Raw genomic sequence first — 17,126 nt, 5'->3', positions numbered from 1 at the left:
AGAACACTCAAGACAGGCAATGACCTGATAAGCATCGAGGAACGTGTGGAAAACCTGAACCATGTGGTGGCTGCCCTGCGGCAGGAGGAAGTGATCGCCTATCCGACTGAAGCGGTTTTTGGCGTAGGTTGTGACCCTGATAGTGAGCAGGCCGTCATGAAACTACTGGCGCTGAAGCAACGACCGGTTGAGAAAGGCCTGATTCTGATCGCAGCCAATTATGAGCAACTGGCGCCTTACATAGACGACAGTCAGCTGACTGACGAGCAGAAACAGCGCATTTTTGATTCCTGGCCGGGACCGGTTACCTGGGTAATGCCAACCAAGCCTGGGGTACCCCGCTTTCTGACCGGCCAGTTTGACACCATTGCGGTTCGCGTGACTGATCATCCTCTGGTGCAGGCATTGTGTCTGGCTTTCGGTAAACCGCTGACGTCGACCAGCGCCAACCTGACCGGCCAGGAGCCGGGCCGGACGGTCGCGGAGGTTGAGCTGCAACTGGGTGACCGACTGGCCGCGATTTTACAAGGTGACACCGGTGGACGGGAAAATCCGTCAGAGATACGAGATGCCCGTACCGGTCAGATTTTCCGACAGGGATAAAGAAAGATGCAGGAAGTCAATAAAGACGCAGTAAAAGCTTTTTTACTCGATCTTCAGGATCGGATTTGCCAGGCACTAGAGCAGCAGGACGGTCAAGCCCGTTTTGAAGAAGATGCCTGGGTACGTGAGCTGGGTGGCGGCGGCCGGAGTCGGGTGTTGCGCGATGGCCGGGTGTTCGAACAGGGTGGCGTGAATTTCTCGCACGTATACGGTACCCAAATGCCAGCATCGGCAACGGCCCATCGTCCGGAACTGGCCGGCCGCAGCTTCGAAGCGATGGGTGTCTCCTTGGTTATCCATCCTCGCAATCCGTATATCCCGACTTCCCATGCAAACGTCCGTTTTTTTATTGCTGAAAAAGAGGGTGAAGCGCCGGTTTGGTGGTTTGGCGGTGGCTTTGACCTGACGCCGTTTTACCCCTTTGAAGAAGACTGCCAGCACTGGCACCAGACCGCGAAAGCGCTGTGCCAGCCGTTTGGTGACACGGTGTATGAGGAGCATAAGGCGTGGTGCGATCGGTATTTCTTCTTACCGCACCGTAATGAAACCCGGGGGGTCGGTGGCCTGTTTTTTGATGACCTGAACCAATGGGGCTTTGAAAAGAGCTTTGCTTACATCCAGGCTGTAGGCAACGGTTATCTGGATGCTTATCTGCCGATTGTTGAGCTGCGCCAGAATACGGAATACGGTGAGCGTGAACGCCAGTTCCAGTTGTACCGTCGTGGCCGTTATGTGGAATTCAACCTGGTCTATGACCGTGGGACCTTGTTTGGCTTGCAAAGCGGCGGTCGCACGGAGTCGATTTTGATGTCGATGCCGCCACTGGCTCGCTGGGAATACGGTTTCGAACCGGAACCAGGATCGCCGGAAGTGGTATTGTATGAACATTACCTTCAGCCCCGCGACTGGTAACCGTTAAAAACGGTTTGTTCCCCTGCGACGGCAATGATAGGGTCAGTGAATCACTGACCCTTTTCTCGTTTTACCGAGCATGGATTTCTTGCAAATGGATAAGTACGTTGTGTTTGGCAACCCGATTGCCCAGAGTAAATCGCCTTTTATTCACACCCTGTTTGCGCGCCAGACCGCCCAGGACATGAGCTATGAAGCCCGATTAGCCCCGTTGGAGGGTTTTGTGGCGGCGATGGAGACTTTTTTTGCTGATGGGGGGCGAGGTTGTAATGTCACTGTGCCTTTTAAAGAGCAGGCGTTCGACTATGCGGATCAGCTGACAGAGCGTGCTCGCCTAGCCGGTGCCGTCAATACCCTCAAAAAGTTGGACGACGGGTTAATCCTGGGGGACAACACTGACGGTGAAGGGTTAGTGCAGGATCTGCTGCAACACCAGATTGAGCTCCAGGGTAAGCGTATTTTGCTGGTAGGTGCGGGCGGCGCGGCGCGTGGCGTGGTCCTGCCGTTACTGGCTCAGCAGCCGTCATCCGTCACTATCACCAACCGGACCGTCGCGAAAGCCGATGCACTGGTCGAGGCCTTCGCAACACATGGCCCGGTGAGCGCGAAGGCACTGGATGAATTGGAGGGTGACCACTATGACATCATCATTAATTCCACTTCAGCCAGCCTGAGTGGCCAGTTGCCGGGGATCCCCGCCGGCCTGATTGAGCCGCATACCGTGTGCTACGACATGGTGTACGGTGCGGAACCTACTGCGTTTAATCAGTGGGCACAGCAGCAGGGGGCTAATGTAGTCCTAGATGGGCTCGGGATGCTGGTGGGCCAGGCAGCGGAAAGCTTCATGCTGTGGCGCGGGATCCGTCCGGGTGCCAGACAGGTACAGCGTGAGTTGCGTCGTTCCCTGCAACCTTAATGTGTTACTAATAGATAAAAGATAAGAACATGAACCAAAATATTCTGTTTCCAGACTTACAACAGTGGGATGAGCAACAACAGGCTGTGATGTTTCCGGCGCAGCAAGGCGGTTCACTGATAGCCTGCAGGGTGAGCCTGCAATGGCTTGTTCAACATTGTCAGCAACCGCTGAGTACTGAAGCAGAGATTATGGCTGCATTCGGGCAGTACCGGTTCGATCTGGAAGAAATCGCGGAAGACCTGATTGAAGAGGAAGCCTTCAATCAGGACGGTGAGATCCACATTGATTAACTGTGAGGTGAGTTTTCTCGCTCAGCCAGATACTCGTTTTTCAATCTGACGTAGTTATCCGCTGATACCGTTAAGAAAGCACGTTCTTTGTCCGACAGAGGGCGGGCTTTCTTGATTGGACTACCTATATAGAGAAAACCGCTTTCTAGCGTCTTGTTTGGAGGCACCAGACTGCCTGCACCAATAATCACATCATCTTCAACAATCGCCCCGTCAAGAATGATGGCTCCCATCCCGACCAAAACCCGATCGCCAATCTGGCAGCCGTGCAGCATGGCTTTATGGCCAATCGTCACATCCTGACCAATAATTAGGGGATGGCCGTCAGGATTCTCCGGGGTTTTTCGGGTGACATGCAAAACACTCCCGTCCTGAACATTCGTACGTGCCCCAATGGTAATGCAGTTGACATCGCCACGGGCTGCGACCAATGGCCAGATGCTGGTATCTGCTGCGAGGTGAATATCGCCGACCAGAACGGCAGCGTCGTCAACATAGGTCGATGATGTGAGAGTGGGATAAATGTCTTTATAGGAACGAAGTGCATTTTGCATGAATGAAAGCCCTGAAATTGAGAGTTTACTCAGTCAGAATAGCGCTACGATGACGTAATTAACATCGATAAATGCCGTCTTTGGGTGATAATTGTACGGTTGAGCTAAGATGACAAAATTATTTCAATTTAGCCCTTGCGTATGTGATCGAACTCTCTATAATGCGAACTCACTGACACGGAGCGCGGCGAGATAAGCCAGCGACGTGAAAGAAAAGTTCTTTAACAATTTGACCATGCAATCTGTGTGGGCACTCGTGAACTGATAGTCAAAAAGATTTATCGATGAACTGAGTGACCAATTCAAAATGACTTCGGTTATTTTGGCACAGTCAATTTAATTCAGTATTCATCGAGCCAAAACTTTAATTGAAGAGTTTGATCATGGCTCAGATTGAACGCTGGCGGCAGGCCTAACACATGCAAGTCGAGCGGCAGCGACAACATTGACCCTTCGGGGGATTTGTTGGGCGGCGAGCGGCGGACGGGTGAGTAATGCCTGGGAACATGCCTTAGTGTGGGGGATAACCATTGGAAACGATGGCTAATACCGCATAATCTCTACGGAGCAAAGAGGGGGACCTTCGGGCCTCTCGCGCTAAGATTGGCCCAGGTGGGATTAGCTAGTAGGTGGGGTAACGGCTCACCTAGGCGACGATCCCTAGCTGGTCTGAGAGGATGATCAGCCACACTGGAACTGAGACACGGTCCAGACTCCTACGGGAGGCAGCAGTGGGGAATATTGCACAATGGGGGAAACCCTGATGCAGCCATGCCGCGTGTGTGAAGAAGGCCTTCGGGTTGTAAAGCACTTTCAGCAGTGAGGAAGGCGGTATCGTTAATAGCGGTATTGTTTGACGTTAGCTGCAGAAGAAGCACCGGCTAACTCCGTGCCAGCAGCCGCGGTAATACGGAGGGTGCGAGCGTTAATCGGAATTACTGGGCGTAAAGCGCATGCAGGCGGCTTGTTAAGCCAGATGTGAAAGCCCGGGGCTCAACCTCGGAATCGCATTTGGAACTGGCAGGCTAGAGTCTTGTAGAGGGGGGTAGAATTTCAGGTGTAGCGGTGAAATGCGTAGAGATCTGAAGGAATACCGGTGGCGAAGGCGGCCCCCTGGACAAAGACTGACGCTCAGATGCGAAAGCGTGGGGAGCAAACAGGATTAGATACCCTGGTAGTCCACGCCGTAAACGATGTCTACTTGGAGGTTGGTGTCTTGAACACTGGCTTTCGGAGCTAACGCGTTAAGTAGACCGCCTGGGGAGTACGGTCGCAAGATTAAAACTCAAATGAATTGACGGGGGCCCGCACAAGCGGTGGAGCATGTGGTTTAATTCGATGCAACGCGAAGAACCTTACCTACTCTTGACATCCACGGAATCCTGCAGAGATGCGGGAGTGCCTTCGGGAACCGTGAGACAGGTGCTGCATGGCTGTCGTCAGCTCGTGTTGTGAAATGTTGGGTTAAGTCCCGCAACGAGCGCAACCCTTATCCTTGTTTGCCAGCACTTCGGGTGGGAACTCCAGGGAGACTGCCGGTGATAAACCGGAGGAAGGTGGGGACGACGTCAAGTCATCATGGCCCTTACGAGTAGGGCTACACACGTGCTACAATGGCATATACAGAGGGCAGCAAGACCGCGAGGTGGAGCGAATCCCACAAAGTATGTCGTAGTCCGGATTGGAGTCTGCAACTCGACTCCATGAAGTCGGAATCGCTAGTAATCGTGGATCAGAATGCCACGGTGAATACGTTCCCGGGCCTTGTACACACCGCCCGTCACACCATGGGAGTGGGCTGCACCAGAAGTAGATAGCTTAACCTTCGGGAGGGCGTTTACCACGGTGTGGTTCATGACTGGGGTGAAGTCGTAACAAGGTAGCCCTAGGGGAACCTGGGGCTGGATCACCTCCTTACCTAAAGACTGCGCTTTGCGTAGTGTCCACACAGATTGCTTGGTTAATAAGTTAAAAACAACAGCAGAAAGCCTTAATGAATGGCGCTCGCTATTGATTAAAGCTGTTTGCTTTAATGCTCTTTAACAATCTGGAAAGCTGACTAGTAATTCGATTCATACGAATCGAAATTATTGTTTCTCGAAAGAGAAACGAGTTCTCAAGCAATACACATTCAAGTGTCTTGTGTAAGAAGAGTCCGGCAAAACAAACTAACCATCTTAACTCAGATGGAAAAACCTTGGTTGTTTGAACATACGAAACCTCTTGGGGTTGTATGGTTAAGTGACTAAGCGTACACGGTGGATGCCTGGGCAGTCAGAGGCGATGAAGGACGTACTAACTTGCGATAAGCGTAGATGAGGCAGTAAGAGCCACTTGAGTCTACGATTTCCGAATGGGGAAACCCAGCTGCATAAGCAGTTATCATCAAGTGAATACATAGCTTGGTGAGGCGAACCGGGGGAACTGAAACATCTAAGTACCCCGAGGAAGAGAAATCAACCGAGATTCCGGCAGTAGCGGCGAGCGAAACCGGATTAGCCCTTAAGTTGGTTTGGTGTCAGGTGAATGAGCTGGAAAGCTCAGCGATACAGGGTGACAGCCCCGTAGCCGACAACACCTTATCAGTGAAAACGAGTAGGACGGGACACGTGTTATCTTGTCTGAAGATGGGGGGACCATCCTCCAAGGCTAAATACTCCTGACTGACCGATAGTGAACCAGTACCGTGAGGGAAAGGCGAAAAGAACCCCTGTGAGGGGAGTGAAATAGAACCTGAAACCGTGTACGTACAAGCAGTAGGAGCAGGCTTTGTCCTGTGACTGCGTACCTTTTGTATAATGGGTCAGCGACTTAATTTCAGTAGCAAGGTTAACCGTATAGGGGAGCCGTAGGGAAACCGAGTCTTAACTGGGCGTGCAGTTGCTGGGATTAGACCCGAAACCGAGTGATCTAGCCATGGGCAGGTTGAAGGTGCGGTAACACGCACTGGAGGACCGAACCGACTAATGTTGAAAAATTAGCGGATGACTTGTGGCTAGGGGTGAAAGGCCAATCAAACTCGGAGATAGCTGGTTCTCCCCGAAAGCTATTTAGGTAGCGCCTCGGACGAATACTACTGGGGGTAGAGCACTGTTAAGGCTAGGGGGTCATCCCGACTTACCAACCCTTTGCAAACTCCGAATACCAGTAAGTACTATCCGGGAGACACACGGCGGGTGCTAACGTCCGTCGTGGAGAGGGAAACAACCCAGACCGCCAGCTAAGGTCCCAAAGTTATCGCTAAGTGGGAAACGATGTGGGAAGGCTCAGACAGCCAGGATGTTGGCTTAGAAGCAGCCATCATTTAAAGAAAGCGTAATAGCTCACTGGTCGAGTCGGCCTGCGCGGAAGATTTAACGGGGCTAAGCGATACACCGAAGCTGCGGCAATGCGCATTAGCGTATTGGGTAGGGGAGCGTTCTGTAAGCCGCTGAAGGTGTCCTGTAAGGGGCGCTGGAGGTATCAGAAGTGCGAATGCTGACATGAGTAACGATAAAGGGGGTGAAAAACCTCCTCGCCGGAAGACCAAGGGTTCCTGTCCAACGTTAATCGGGGCAGGGTGAGTCGACCCCTAAGGCGAGGCCGAAAGGCGTAGTCGATGGGAAACGGGTTAATATTCCCGTACTTCTTGCTATTGCGATGGGGGGACGGAGAAGGCTAGGTGGGCCTGGCGACGGTTGTCCAGGTTCAAGGGTGTAGGCTGATGGTTTAGGCAAATCCGGACCATCTTAAGGCTGAGACCCGATGTCGAGGCACTACGGTGCTGAAGTCATTGATGCCATGCTTCCGGGAAAAGCCTCTAAGCTTCAGATAGCAAGAAATCGTACCCCAAACCGACACAGGTGGTCGGGTAGAGAATACCAAGGCGCTTGAGAGAACTCGGGTGAAGGAACTAGGCAAAATGGTACCGTAACTTCGGGAGAAGGTACGCTGCCGGCGGTGAAGAGACTTGCTCTTGGAGCTGCTGGCAGTCGCAGATACCAGGTGGCTGCAACTGTTTATTAAAAACACAGCACTGTGCAAAATCGAAAGATGACGTATACGGTGTGACGCCTGCCCGGTGCCGGAAGGTTAATTGATGGGGTTATCCTTAGGGAGAAGCTCTTGATCGAAGCCCCGGTAAACGGCGGCCGTAACTATAACGGTCCTAAGGTAGCGAAATTCCTTGTCGGGTAAGTTCCGACCTGCACGAATGGCGTAATGATGGCCACGCTGTCTCCACCCGAGACTCAGTGAAATTGAAATCGCAGTGAAGATGCTGCGTACCCGCGGCTAGACGGAAAGACCCCGTGAACCTTTACTACAGCTTGGCACTGAACATTGACCCTACATGTGTAGGATAGGTGGGAGGCTTCGAAGCAGGTACGCCAGTATCTGTGGAGCCGTCCTTGAAATACCACCCTTGTAGTGTTGATGTTCTAACGTCGCCCCCTCATCGGGGGTGCGGACAGTGCCTGGTGGGTAGTTTGACTGGGGCGGTCTCCTCCCAAAGCGTAACGGAGGAGCACGAAGGTGGGCTAATCACGGTCGGACATCGTGAGGTTAGTGCAATGGCATAAGCCCGCTTGACTGCGAGAATGACGGTTCGAGCAGGTGCGAAAGCAGGTCATAGTGATCCGGTGGTTCTGAATGGAAGGGCCATCGCTCAACGGATAAAAGGTACTCCGGGGATAACAGGCTGATACCGCCCAAGAGTTCATATCGACGGCGGTGTTTGGCACCTCGATGTCGGCTCATCACATCCTGGGGCTGAAGTCGGTCCCAAGGGTATGGCTGTTCGCCATTTAAAGTGGTACGCGAGCTGGGTTTAGAACGTCGTGAGACAGTTCGGTCCCTATCTGCCGTGGGCGTTGGATGATTGAGAGGGGCTGCTCCTAGTACGAGAGGACCGGAGTGGACGAACCTCTGGTGTTCGGGTTGTGTCGCCAGACGCATTGCCCGGTAGCTAAGTTCGGAATCGATAACCGCTGAAAGCATCTAAGCGGGAAGCGAGCCTCAAGATGAGTCATCCCCAGAGCTTTAAGCTCTCTGAAGGGTTGTTCGAGACTAGAACGTTGATAGGCAGGGTGTGTAAGCGCTGTGAGGCGTTGAGCTAACCTGTACTAATTGCCCGTGCGGCTTAACCATACAACACCCAAGGGGTTTTACGGACTCCACGAGCACTTGAATGGTGTGCTTGAACTTTAGTCAGTTTTTTCCAAGATTGTGATTTGCGGCCTGCGGGCGGTGAATCAAAGAATTTGCCTGGCGACCATAGCGCTGTGGACCCACCTGATCCCATGCCGAACTCAGACGTGAAACGCAGCAGCGCCGATGGTAGTGTGGGGCCTCCCCATGTGAGAGTAGGACATCGCCAGGCACCTATTCCAGAAAGCCCGTTGGGTCACAACGGGCTTTTCTTTCGCTCCAACTGGTGAATCAGTGAGCGGAGTCACGCTAAAGTTTTTTACTGACTGAAAAAGTAGAGAATTTTACCTTGACTTAAACACTGGGAAGCGTATTATACGCGTCCTGACTTGCTGAAGCGCTTCGCGCTAACGCATTGAAAGTCAACGTTCTTTAACAATTTGACCATGCAATCTGTGTGGGCACTCGTGAACTGATAGTCAAAAAGATTTATCGATGAACTGAGTGACCAATTCAAAATAGCTTCGGTTATTTTGGCACAGTCAATTTAATTCAGTATTCATCGAGCCAAAACTTTAATTGAAGAGTTTGATCATGGCTCAGATTGAACGCTGGCGGCAGGCCTAACACATGCAAGTCGAGCGGCAGCGACAACATTGACCCTTCGGGGGATTTGTTGGGCGGCGAGCGGCGGACGGGTGAGTAATGCCTGGGAACATGCCTTAGTGTGGGGGATAACCATTGGAAACGATGGCTAATACCGCATAATCTCTACGGAGCAAAGAGGGGGACCTTCGGGCCTCTCGCGCTAAGATTGGCCCAGGTGGGATTAGCTAGTAGGTGGGGTAACGGCTCACCTAGGCGACGATCCCTAGCTGGTCTGAGAGGATGATCAGCCACACTGGAACTGAGACACGGTCCAGACTCCTACGGGAGGCAGCAGTGGGGAATATTGCACAATGGGGGAAACCCTGATGCAGCCATGCCGCGTGTGTGAAGAAGGCCTTCGGGTTGTAAAGCACTTTCAGCAGTGAGGAAGGCGGTATCGTTAATAGCGGTATTGTTTGACGTTAGCTGCAGAAGAAGCACCGGCTAACTCCGTGCCAGCAGCCGCGGTAATACGGAGGGTGCGAGCGTTAATCGGAATTACTGGGCGTAAAGCGCATGCAGGCGGCTTGTTAAGCCAGATGTGAAAGCCCGGGGCTCAACCTCGGAATCGCATTTGGAACTGGCAGGCTAGAGTCTTGTAGAGGGGGGTAGAATTTCAGGTGTAGCGGTGAAATGCGTAGAGATCTGAAGGAATACCGGTGGCGAAGGCGGCCCCCTGGACAAAGACTGACGCTCAGATGCGAAAGCGTGGGGAGCAAACAGGATTAGATACCCTGGTAGTCCACGCCGTAAACGATGTCTACTTGGAGGTTGGTGTCTTGAACACTGGCTTTCGGAGCTAACGCGTTAAGTAGACCGCCTGGGGAGTACGGTCGCAAGATTAAAACTCAAATGAATTGACGGGGGCCCGCACAAGCGGTGGAGCATGTGGTTTAATTCGATGCAACGCGAAGAACCTTACCTACTCTTGACATCCACGGAATCCTGCAGAGATGCGGGAGTGCCTTCGGGAACCGTGAGACAGGTGCTGCATGGCTGTCGTCAGCTCGTGTTGTGAAATGTTGGGTTAAGTCCCGCAACGAGCGCAACCCTTATCCTTGTTTGCCAGCACTTCGGGTGGGAACTCCAGGGAGACTGCCGGTGATAAACCGGAGGAAGGTGGGGACGACGTCAAGTCATCATGGCCCTTACGAGTAGGGCTACACACGTGCTACAATGGCATATACAGAGGGCAGCAAGACCGCGAGGTGGAGCGAATCCCACAAAGTATGTCGTAGTCCGGATTGGAGTCTGCAACTCGACTCCATGAAGTCGGAATCGCTAGTAATCGTGGATCAGAATGCCACGGTGAATACGTTCCCGGGCCTTGTACACACCGCCCGTCACACCATGGGAGTGGGCTGCACCAGAAGTAGATAGCTTAACCTTCGGGAGGGCGTTTACCACGGTGTGGTTCATGACTGGGGTGAAGTCGTAACAAGGTAGCCCTAGGGGAACCTGGGGCTGGATCACCTCCTTACCTAAAGACTGCGCTTTGCGTAGTGTCCACACAGATTGCTTGGTTAAAATGTGAAGAGCGAAACGATGCTGGGTCTGTAGCTCAGGTGGTTAGAGCGCACCCCTGATAAGGGTGAGGTCGGTGGTTCAAGTCCACTCAGACCCACCACTTCCTGCCCAAAGGAAGCTGGTGAGGCATCGGAAACGTTGGGGCTATAGCTCAGCTGGGAGAGCGCCTGCCTTGCACGCAGGAGGTCAGCAGTTCGATCCTGCTTAGCTCCACCACTCTTTAAGGGTTTTCCCTGAGAATCTTTAAACAGTGGTGTTATCTCGTTGGAGATAACGACACATGCTCTTTAACAATCTGGAAAGCTGACTAGTAATTCGATTCAGATGAATCGAAATTATTGTTTCTCGAAAGAGAAACGAGTTCTCAAGCAATACACATTCAAGTGTCTTGTGTAAGAAGAGTCCGGCAAAACAAACTAACCATCTTAACTCAGATGGAAAAACCTTGGTTGTTTGAACATACGAAACCTCTTGGGGTTGTATGGTTAAGTGACTAAGCGTACACGGTGGATGCCTGGGCAGTCAGAGGCGATGAAGGACGTACTAACTTGCGATAAGCGTAGATGAGGCAGTAAGAGCCACTTGAGTCTACGATTTCCGAATGGGGAAACCCAGCTGCATAAGCAGTTATCATCAAGTGAATACATAGCTTGGTGAGGCGAACCGGGGGAACTGAAACATCTAAGTACCCCGAGGAAGAGAAATCAACCGAGATTCCGGCAGTAGCGGCGAGCGAAACCGGATTAGCCCTTAAGTTGGTTTGGTGTCAGGTGAATGAGCTGGAAAGCTCAGCGATACAGGGTGACAGCCCCGTAGCCGACAACACCTTATCAGTGAAAACGAGTAGGACGGGACACGTGTTATCTTGTCTGAAGATGGGGGGACCATCCTCCAAGGCTAAATACTCCTGACTGACCGATAGTGAACCAGTACCGTGAGGGAAAGGCGAAAAGAACCCCTGTGAGGGGAGTGAAATAGAACCTGAAACCGTGTACGTACAAGCAGTAGGAGCAGGCTTTGTCCTGTGACTGCGTACCTTTTGTATAATGGGTCAGCGACTTAATTTCAGTAGCAAGGTTAACCGTATAGGGGAGCCGTAGGGAAACCGAGTCTTAACTGGGCGTGCAGTTGCTGGGATTAGACCCGAAACCGAGTGATCTAGCCATGGGCAGGTTGAAGGTGCGGTAACACGCACTGGAGGACCGAACCGACTAATGTTGAAAAATTAGCGGATGACTTGTGGCTAGGGGTGAAAGGCCAATCAAACTCGGAGATAGCTGGTTCTCCCCGAAAGCTATTTAGGTAGCGCCTCGGACGAATACTACTGGGGGTAGAGCACTGTTAAGGCTAGGGGGTCATCCCGACTTACCAACCCTTTGCAAACTCCGAATACCAGTAAGTACTATCCGGGAGACACACGGCGGGTGCTAACGTCCGTCGTGGAGAGGGAAACAACCCAGACCGCCAGCTAAGGTCCCAAAGTTATCGCTAAGTGGGAAACGATGTGGGAAGGCTCAGACAGCCAGGATGTTGGCTTAGAAGCAGCCATCATTTAAAGAAAGCGTAATAGCTCACTGGTCGAGTCGGCCTGCGCGGAAGATTTAACGGGGCTAAGCGATACACCGAAGCTGCGGCAATGCGCATTAGCGTATTGGGTAGGGGAGCGTTCTGTAAGCCGCTGAAGGTGTCCTGTAAGGGGCGCTGGAGGTATCAGAAGTGCGAATGCTGACATGAGTAACGATAAAGGGGGTGAAAAACCTCCTCGCCGGAAGACCAAGGGTTCCTGTCCAACGTTAATCGGGGCAGGGTGAGTCGACCCCTAAGGCGAGGCCGAAAGGCGTAGTCGATGGGAAACGGGTTAATATTCCCGTACTTCTTGCTATTGCGATGGGGGGACGGAGAAGGCTAGGTGGGCCTGGCGACGGTTGTCCAGGTTCAAGGGTGTAGGCTGATGGTTTAGGCAAATCCGGACCATCTTAAGGCTGAGACCCGATGTCGAGGCACTACGGTGCTGAAGTCATTGATGCCATGCTTCCGGGAAAAGCCTCTAAGCTTCAGATAGCAAGAAATCGTACCCCAAACCGACACAGGTGGTCGGGTAGAGAATACCAAGGCGCTTGAGAGAACTCGGGTGAAGGAACTAGGCAAAATGGTACCGTAACTTCGGGAGAAGGTACGCTGCCGGCGGTGAAGAGACTTGCTCTTGGAGCTGCTGGCAGTCGCAGATACCAGGTGGCTGCAACTGTTTATTAAAAACACAGCACTGTGCAAAATCGAAAGATGACGTATACGGTGTGACGCCTGCCCGGTGCCGGAAGGTTAATTGATGGGGTTATCCTTAGGGAGAAGCTCTTGATCGAAGCCCCGGTAAACGGCGGCCGTAACTATAACGGTCCTAAGGTAGCGAAATTCCTTGTCGGGTAAGTTCCGACCTGCACGAATGGCGTAATGATGGCCACGCTGTCTCCACCCGAGACTCAGTGAAATTGAAATCGCAGTGAAGATGCTGCGTACCCGCGGCTAGACGGAAAGACCCCGTGAACCTTTACTACAGCTTGGCACTGAACATTGACCCTACATGTGTAGGATAGGTGGGAGGCTTCGAAGCAGGTACGCCAGTATCTGTGGAGCCGTCCTTGAAATACCACCCTTGTAGTGTTGATGTTCTAACGTCGCCCCCTCATCGGGGGTACGGACAGTGCCTGGTGGGTAGTTTGACTGGGGCGGTCTCCTCCCAAAGCGTAACGGAGGAGCACGAAGGTGGGCTAATCACGGTCGGACATCGTGAGGTTAGTGCAATGGCATAAGCCCGCTTGACTGCGAGAATGACGGTTCGAGCAGGTGCGAAAGCAGGTCATAGTGATCCGGTGGTTCTGAATGGAAGGGCCATCGCTCAACGGATAAAAGGTACTCCGGGGATAACAGGCTGATACCGCCCAAGAGTTCATATCGACGGCGGTGTTTGGCACCTCGATGTCGGCTCATCACATCCTGGGGCTGAAGTCGGTCCCAAGGGTATGGCTGTTCGCCATTTAAAGTGGTACGCGAGCTGGGTTTAGAACGTCGTGAGACAGTTCGGTCCCTATCTGCCGTGGGCGTTGGATGATTGAGAGGGGCTGCTCCTAGTACGAGAGGACCGGAGTGGACGAACCTCTGGTGTTCGGGTTGTGTCGCCAGACGCATTGCCCGGTAGCTAAGTTCGGAATCGATAACCGCTGAAAGCATCTAAGCGGGAAGCGAGCCTCAAGATGAGTCATCCCCAGAGCTTTAAGCTCTCTGAAGGGTTGTTCGAGACTAGAACGTTGATAGGCAGGGTGTGTAAGCGCTGTGAGGCGTTGAGCTAACCTGTACTAATTGCCCGTGCGGCTTAACCATACAACACCCAAGGGGTTTTACGGACTCCACGAGCACTTGAATGGTGTGCTTGAACTTTAGTCAGTTTTTTCCAAGATTGTGATTTGCGGCCTGCGGGCGGTGAATCAAAGAATTTGCCTGGCGACCATAGCGCTGTGGACCCACCTGATCCCATGCCGAACTCAGACGTGAAACGCAGCAGCGCCGATGGTAGTGTGGGGCCTCCCCATGTGAGAGTAGGACATCGCCAGGCACCCAATTTAGGGTAGCGTTATGAACGAACGTTAATCCTGAGTGGAGCGGTAGTTCAGTTGGTTAGAATACCGGCCTGTCACGCCGGGGGTCGCGGGTTCGAGTCCCGTCCGCTCCGCCACTCTTTAGAAGCCCAGTCGAAAGACTGGGCTTTTTTACGTTTAAAGATAATGTTCGCCATTCGGTCGAATGAGTCCCGCAAAATCGACAGCCCGGCCTTTCTGCCACTAATACGAAGTCTGAGTCGAAAGATTCGGGCTTTTTTACGTTTTGGGAAACGTGTTCACACTTAAACCGAGTTCATCCCCAGCACATTCCCAGTAATACCCCCACGCTTAGGTTTGTTCAGAATCGTTGCTTCATAACAAAGCTTGGCTGGCCAGTATTTAGCTGTCTCCTAAAGGCTTTGTATTTCCCCCTAAGGCCAGTTGCCTGACGATGGAGGCCTACTTGCTCAGGTAATGTTAAGCGGCTAAGACAAGAGGTTCTATGTTGCTCTCCTTCTTATAAACCGCTTCAGGTGGTATGCCCTAAAACCCAACGCCGACGATGTTGGTGTCTTTTGTTGACACTTCACCTGCTCGTTCTATTCTGACTAACGCTCTTACCTTTGGTTATGATTGAGCGTCTTAGTCCTAGATGCCAAATTGGATATGAAAAAGCCCCGTCAGATGACGAGGCTATGCGCGGCTCAGAATATCTCTGCTGCGGTAATGATAGGCTGGCGAAATAGACAGATTAGCAGTAACTGTAAAAATGCTGGAGCCACTGTTTGGCAATGGCGCGTTCATCACTGTCACTTAGAGGCTGAATGCCTGATTTAAACCGCTCTGGCTGATTCAGGAGTTGCAAGCCTGCCAGCATGTGGGCGGCTTCAAACAGGTAGAGGGTCGGGTCGCCCATGCCGGTTTTAAAGGGGGTGTTGGCTGACTCACCGCCCGCCAGTAGATAGAGGCTGCGGCCATTTCGGGTTTGGTATTCACGTACCAGACGGTTACCCCCCACCTCGGTGAGAGCGCCGTTAGTGATGAGCTGAGGCAGTTTCAGTTCATCATCGGCTGAAGTGACCGTGGCGATAAAGCGGTTATCCGGGATGGAATCTAACAGTGCTTCCGGAATCGCACCGTTTCCGGTGCAACAGAAAATCATATTACATTCGCTGACCAAGCGCTCGATGGAGCTGACTTGTACGCCATTGCGGGGAAACTGCGTCAGTTTACGCGGATCAATGTCGGCCACCAGGATATTGCTGATCGCCTTCCCTTTCAGGTATTGGATGACTCCGCGTCCGAGGTTGCCGGCACCGATTACGCCCACTTTCAGAAAGTTGTCATTGTTTAATTTGAGGCCAAATTCTTCACGCAGGATCTGATCGGAATAATGGACAATACATTCCGAGGCTTCGTAGTCTGCCGGTGCTTTGATACTCAGGTGCGAAACGGTTACCAACGGCTTGTTGAGGTTACTGTTTAGATATTTATACAGACCATTGGCGGTCAACTCCGTCACGCCGATAAGTTGCTCCCGGAAGACGTCACATAAGTGCTCTATGGCATGAGAAAAATACCCGCCGTGATCGAGGAGCAGGAATTGGCTATCGGCGTCGATGTGTTCGCGGATCAGGGCTTCAGCAACATGTGGATCGCGCAGTTGCTGTTTGTTGTAGGCTTCACTGACAACTGAGCAGGTTGGCAGAGCCTCAATCGTGGTTTTAAAGGATTGATTACCGGTAGCTGTAGCGCTTTTGGGGATAAAGACCAGGTTTTCAGCCAGCTCTGCCAGAACATTGATATAAGGCAGGGAGCCTTCATAACAGTGCATGACAGAAAAAATCGTGAATTTCTTAGGTGTTGGGTACTGTTCAGCAATGTGCTTTAAAAAAGCATAACCTTTGGTCGCAAAAAAGTCCGAATAGTAAGTGTGGGTTAAAATGGGTTGCGTCATTATTATTATTCCTTGTAACGACTAATTATTATGGCGAAACAGTGCTAGTAATGCATGGAGTAAAGGTTCATTTTCGCGGCTTTGTTTACAGCACAGGCCAAGTTGCAGGGGCTGAACATATTCTTTTTCAAGACGTTTTACTTTTGTGCCTACCGGGCTGTTGTTGATCACCACATCCGGCGCGATGCCAATACCACATCCTAAGGCGACCATACTGACAATGGCTTCATGCCCGCTTACCTGGGCATAAACATTTGGCTTTATTTTCTTCGATTTTATCCACTTATCCGCTTTTTCGCGTGCCATTCCTGACTCGGGCAGAATAAAGGGCAAGGTATTCCAGGCGGGGGGCTCTCTGAAGGCCGGCTGCAATGCCGGAGGCGGGACCAGCGGCGCAATCACCGACATCGAAATGCTGTCGAGAGGCAGGTATATCAGCTTACCCGGCAGGCTGTCCGGTTTCGCGGCAATGGCGATATCCGCGTCATCAGACTGAATGCGGTCAATGGCTTGTGCCGGATCGCCGGTCAGCAACTGAATTTCTACCTGGGGATGTAACTGACGAAACCGGCTGAGAATGTCGGGGAGGTGACTGTAACTGGCGGTGACGGAGCAAAACAACCTCAGCTTACCCTGCAGGGCCTGCTCTTGCTGACCCAGCTCTGCTTTGACTTCCTGCCAGCTGGTGACAATTTGGGCCGCTGTTGGCAACAGTGTCTTGGCGGCCGAGGTCAGCTCGACACTGCGATTATCCCGGATAAACAGAATCTGGCCGGTATCTTCTTCCAGTCGCTGGATAATCCGGCTCAGGGCCGATGGGCTGATATGCATGGCTTGCGCAGTCTGGCTGAAGCTGCGTGACTCGCACAGATGCAAAAACAATTGCAAGGTCTTTATGTTCATCGTCCATGTTGCACTTTTTGCAATAAGTTATTGTGAATATATCACTTTGCGCAATGAAGTGCGTGGTCTACCATCGAATTAATCGACAGGATG

7 protein-coding genes, 3 tRNA genes and 6 rRNA genes are annotated in these 17,126 nt (G+C 52.1%); 13 read left to right on the top strand and 3 right to left on the bottom strand.

The annotated features are described in order from the left end of the window. Window positions 1-45 precede the first annotated feature (45 nt). The 4 genes from tsaC to FH974_RS15685 all read left to right on the top strand — a co-directional run bounded on the left by tsaC (window position 46) and on the right by FH974_RS15685 (window position 2,724). A complete protein-coding gene (gene tsaC, locus FH974_RS15700) occupies window positions 46-603 on the top strand; it encodes an L-threonylcarbamoyladenylate synthase type 1 TsaC (RefSeq protein ID WP_207103413.1) in 558 nt (185 codons plus the stop codon). 6 nt (window positions 604-609) lie between these two features. After that, the gene (gene hemF, locus FH974_RS15695) at window positions 610-1,515 is read left to right on the top strand and encodes an oxygen-dependent coproporphyrinogen oxidase (protein WP_047887461.1); all 906 of its coding nucleotides are present in this window, start codon (window positions 610-612) and stop codon (window positions 1,513-1,515) included. Window positions 1,516-1,609: 94 nt separating this feature from the next. Next, a complete protein-coding gene (gene aroE / locus FH974_RS15690; RefSeq protein WP_047887460.1) occupies window positions 1,610-2,431 on the top strand; it encodes a shikimate dehydrogenase in 822 nt (273 codons plus the stop codon). A gap of 29 nt (window positions 2,432-2,460) precedes the next feature. Then, the gene (locus FH974_RS15685) at window positions 2,461-2,724 is read left to right on the top strand and encodes a DUF1488 family protein (RefSeq protein ID WP_207103412.1); all 264 of its coding nucleotides are present in this window, start codon (window positions 2,461-2,463) and stop codon (window positions 2,722-2,724) included. Here FH974_RS15685 and FH974_RS15680 read toward each other — a convergent pair. Further along, window positions 2,721-3,278, bottom strand: a complete 558-nt coding sequence (locus tag FH974_RS15680; protein ID WP_047887458.1) for a gamma carbonic anhydrase family protein — start codon at window positions 3,276-3,278, stop codon at window positions 2,721-2,723. The genes FH974_RS15685 and FH974_RS15680 overlap by 4 nt on opposite strands. Window positions 3,279-3,643: 365 nt before the next feature. Between FH974_RS15680 and FH974_RS15675 the strand changes: the two genes are divergently transcribed. From FH974_RS15675 to FH974_RS15635, 9 genes are all read left to right on the top strand, one after another. Continuing rightward, window positions 3,644-5,195 (top strand): 16S ribosomal RNA (locus tag FH974_RS15675). Window positions 5,196-5,513: 318 nt separating this feature from the next. Beyond that, window positions 5,514-8,405, top strand: a 23S ribosomal RNA gene (locus tag FH974_RS15670). A gap of 116 nt (window positions 8,406-8,521) precedes the next feature. Continuing rightward, window positions 8,522-8,637 (top strand): 5S ribosomal RNA (gene rrf / locus FH974_RS15665). Window positions 8,638-8,981: 344 nt separating this feature from the next. After that, window positions 8,982-10,533, top strand: a 16S ribosomal RNA gene (locus tag FH974_RS15660). A 70-nt stretch (window positions 10,534-10,603) separates the two neighbouring features. Continuing rightward, window positions 10,604-10,680: transfer RNA gene (locus FH974_RS15655), tRNA-Ile, on the top strand. 40 nt (window positions 10,681-10,720) lie between these two features. Further along, window positions 10,721-10,796 (top strand) — tRNA-Ala (locus tag FH974_RS15650). A gap of 267 nt (window positions 10,797-11,063) precedes the next feature. Next, window positions 11,064-13,955 (top strand): 23S ribosomal RNA (locus FH974_RS15645). Window positions 13,956-14,071: 116 nt separating this feature from the next. Further along, window positions 14,072-14,187 (top strand): 5S ribosomal RNA (gene rrf, locus FH974_RS15640). Together the 16S, 23S and 5S rRNA genes with 3 tRNA genes alongside form the textbook arrangement of a ribosomal RNA operon. A 43-nt stretch (window positions 14,188-14,230) precedes the next feature. Continuing rightward, a tRNA-Asp gene (locus FH974_RS15635) sits at window positions 14,231-14,307 on the top strand. A gap of 617 nt (window positions 14,308-14,924) precedes the next feature. On the opposite strand, the gene FH974_RS15630 is transcribed toward FH974_RS15635, so the two are convergent. Together FH974_RS15630 and ilvY are read right to left on the bottom strand one after the other, a co-directional pair. Continuing rightward, entirely contained in the window at window positions 14,925-16,130 is a 1,206-nt protein-coding gene (locus tag FH974_RS15630) for an NAD(P)-binding domain-containing protein (RefSeq protein ID WP_047887032.1), read from the bottom strand. 21 nt (window positions 16,131-16,151) lie between these two features. Further along, window positions 16,152-17,033 (bottom strand): HTH-type transcriptional activator IlvY, encoded by an 882-nt coding sequence (gene ilvY / locus FH974_RS15625; protein WP_047887033.1) that lies wholly within the window; start codon window positions 17,031-17,033, stop codon window positions 16,152-16,154. Window positions 17,034-17,126: the final 93 nt, after the last annotated feature.

The organism is Photobacterium ganghwense (assembly GCF_017329545.1).
Taxonomy (GTDB): Bacteria; Pseudomonadota; Gammaproteobacteria; order Enterobacterales; family Vibrionaceae; genus Photobacterium; species Photobacterium ganghwense.
This window is presented reverse-complemented; position numbering and strand designations above follow the sequence as displayed.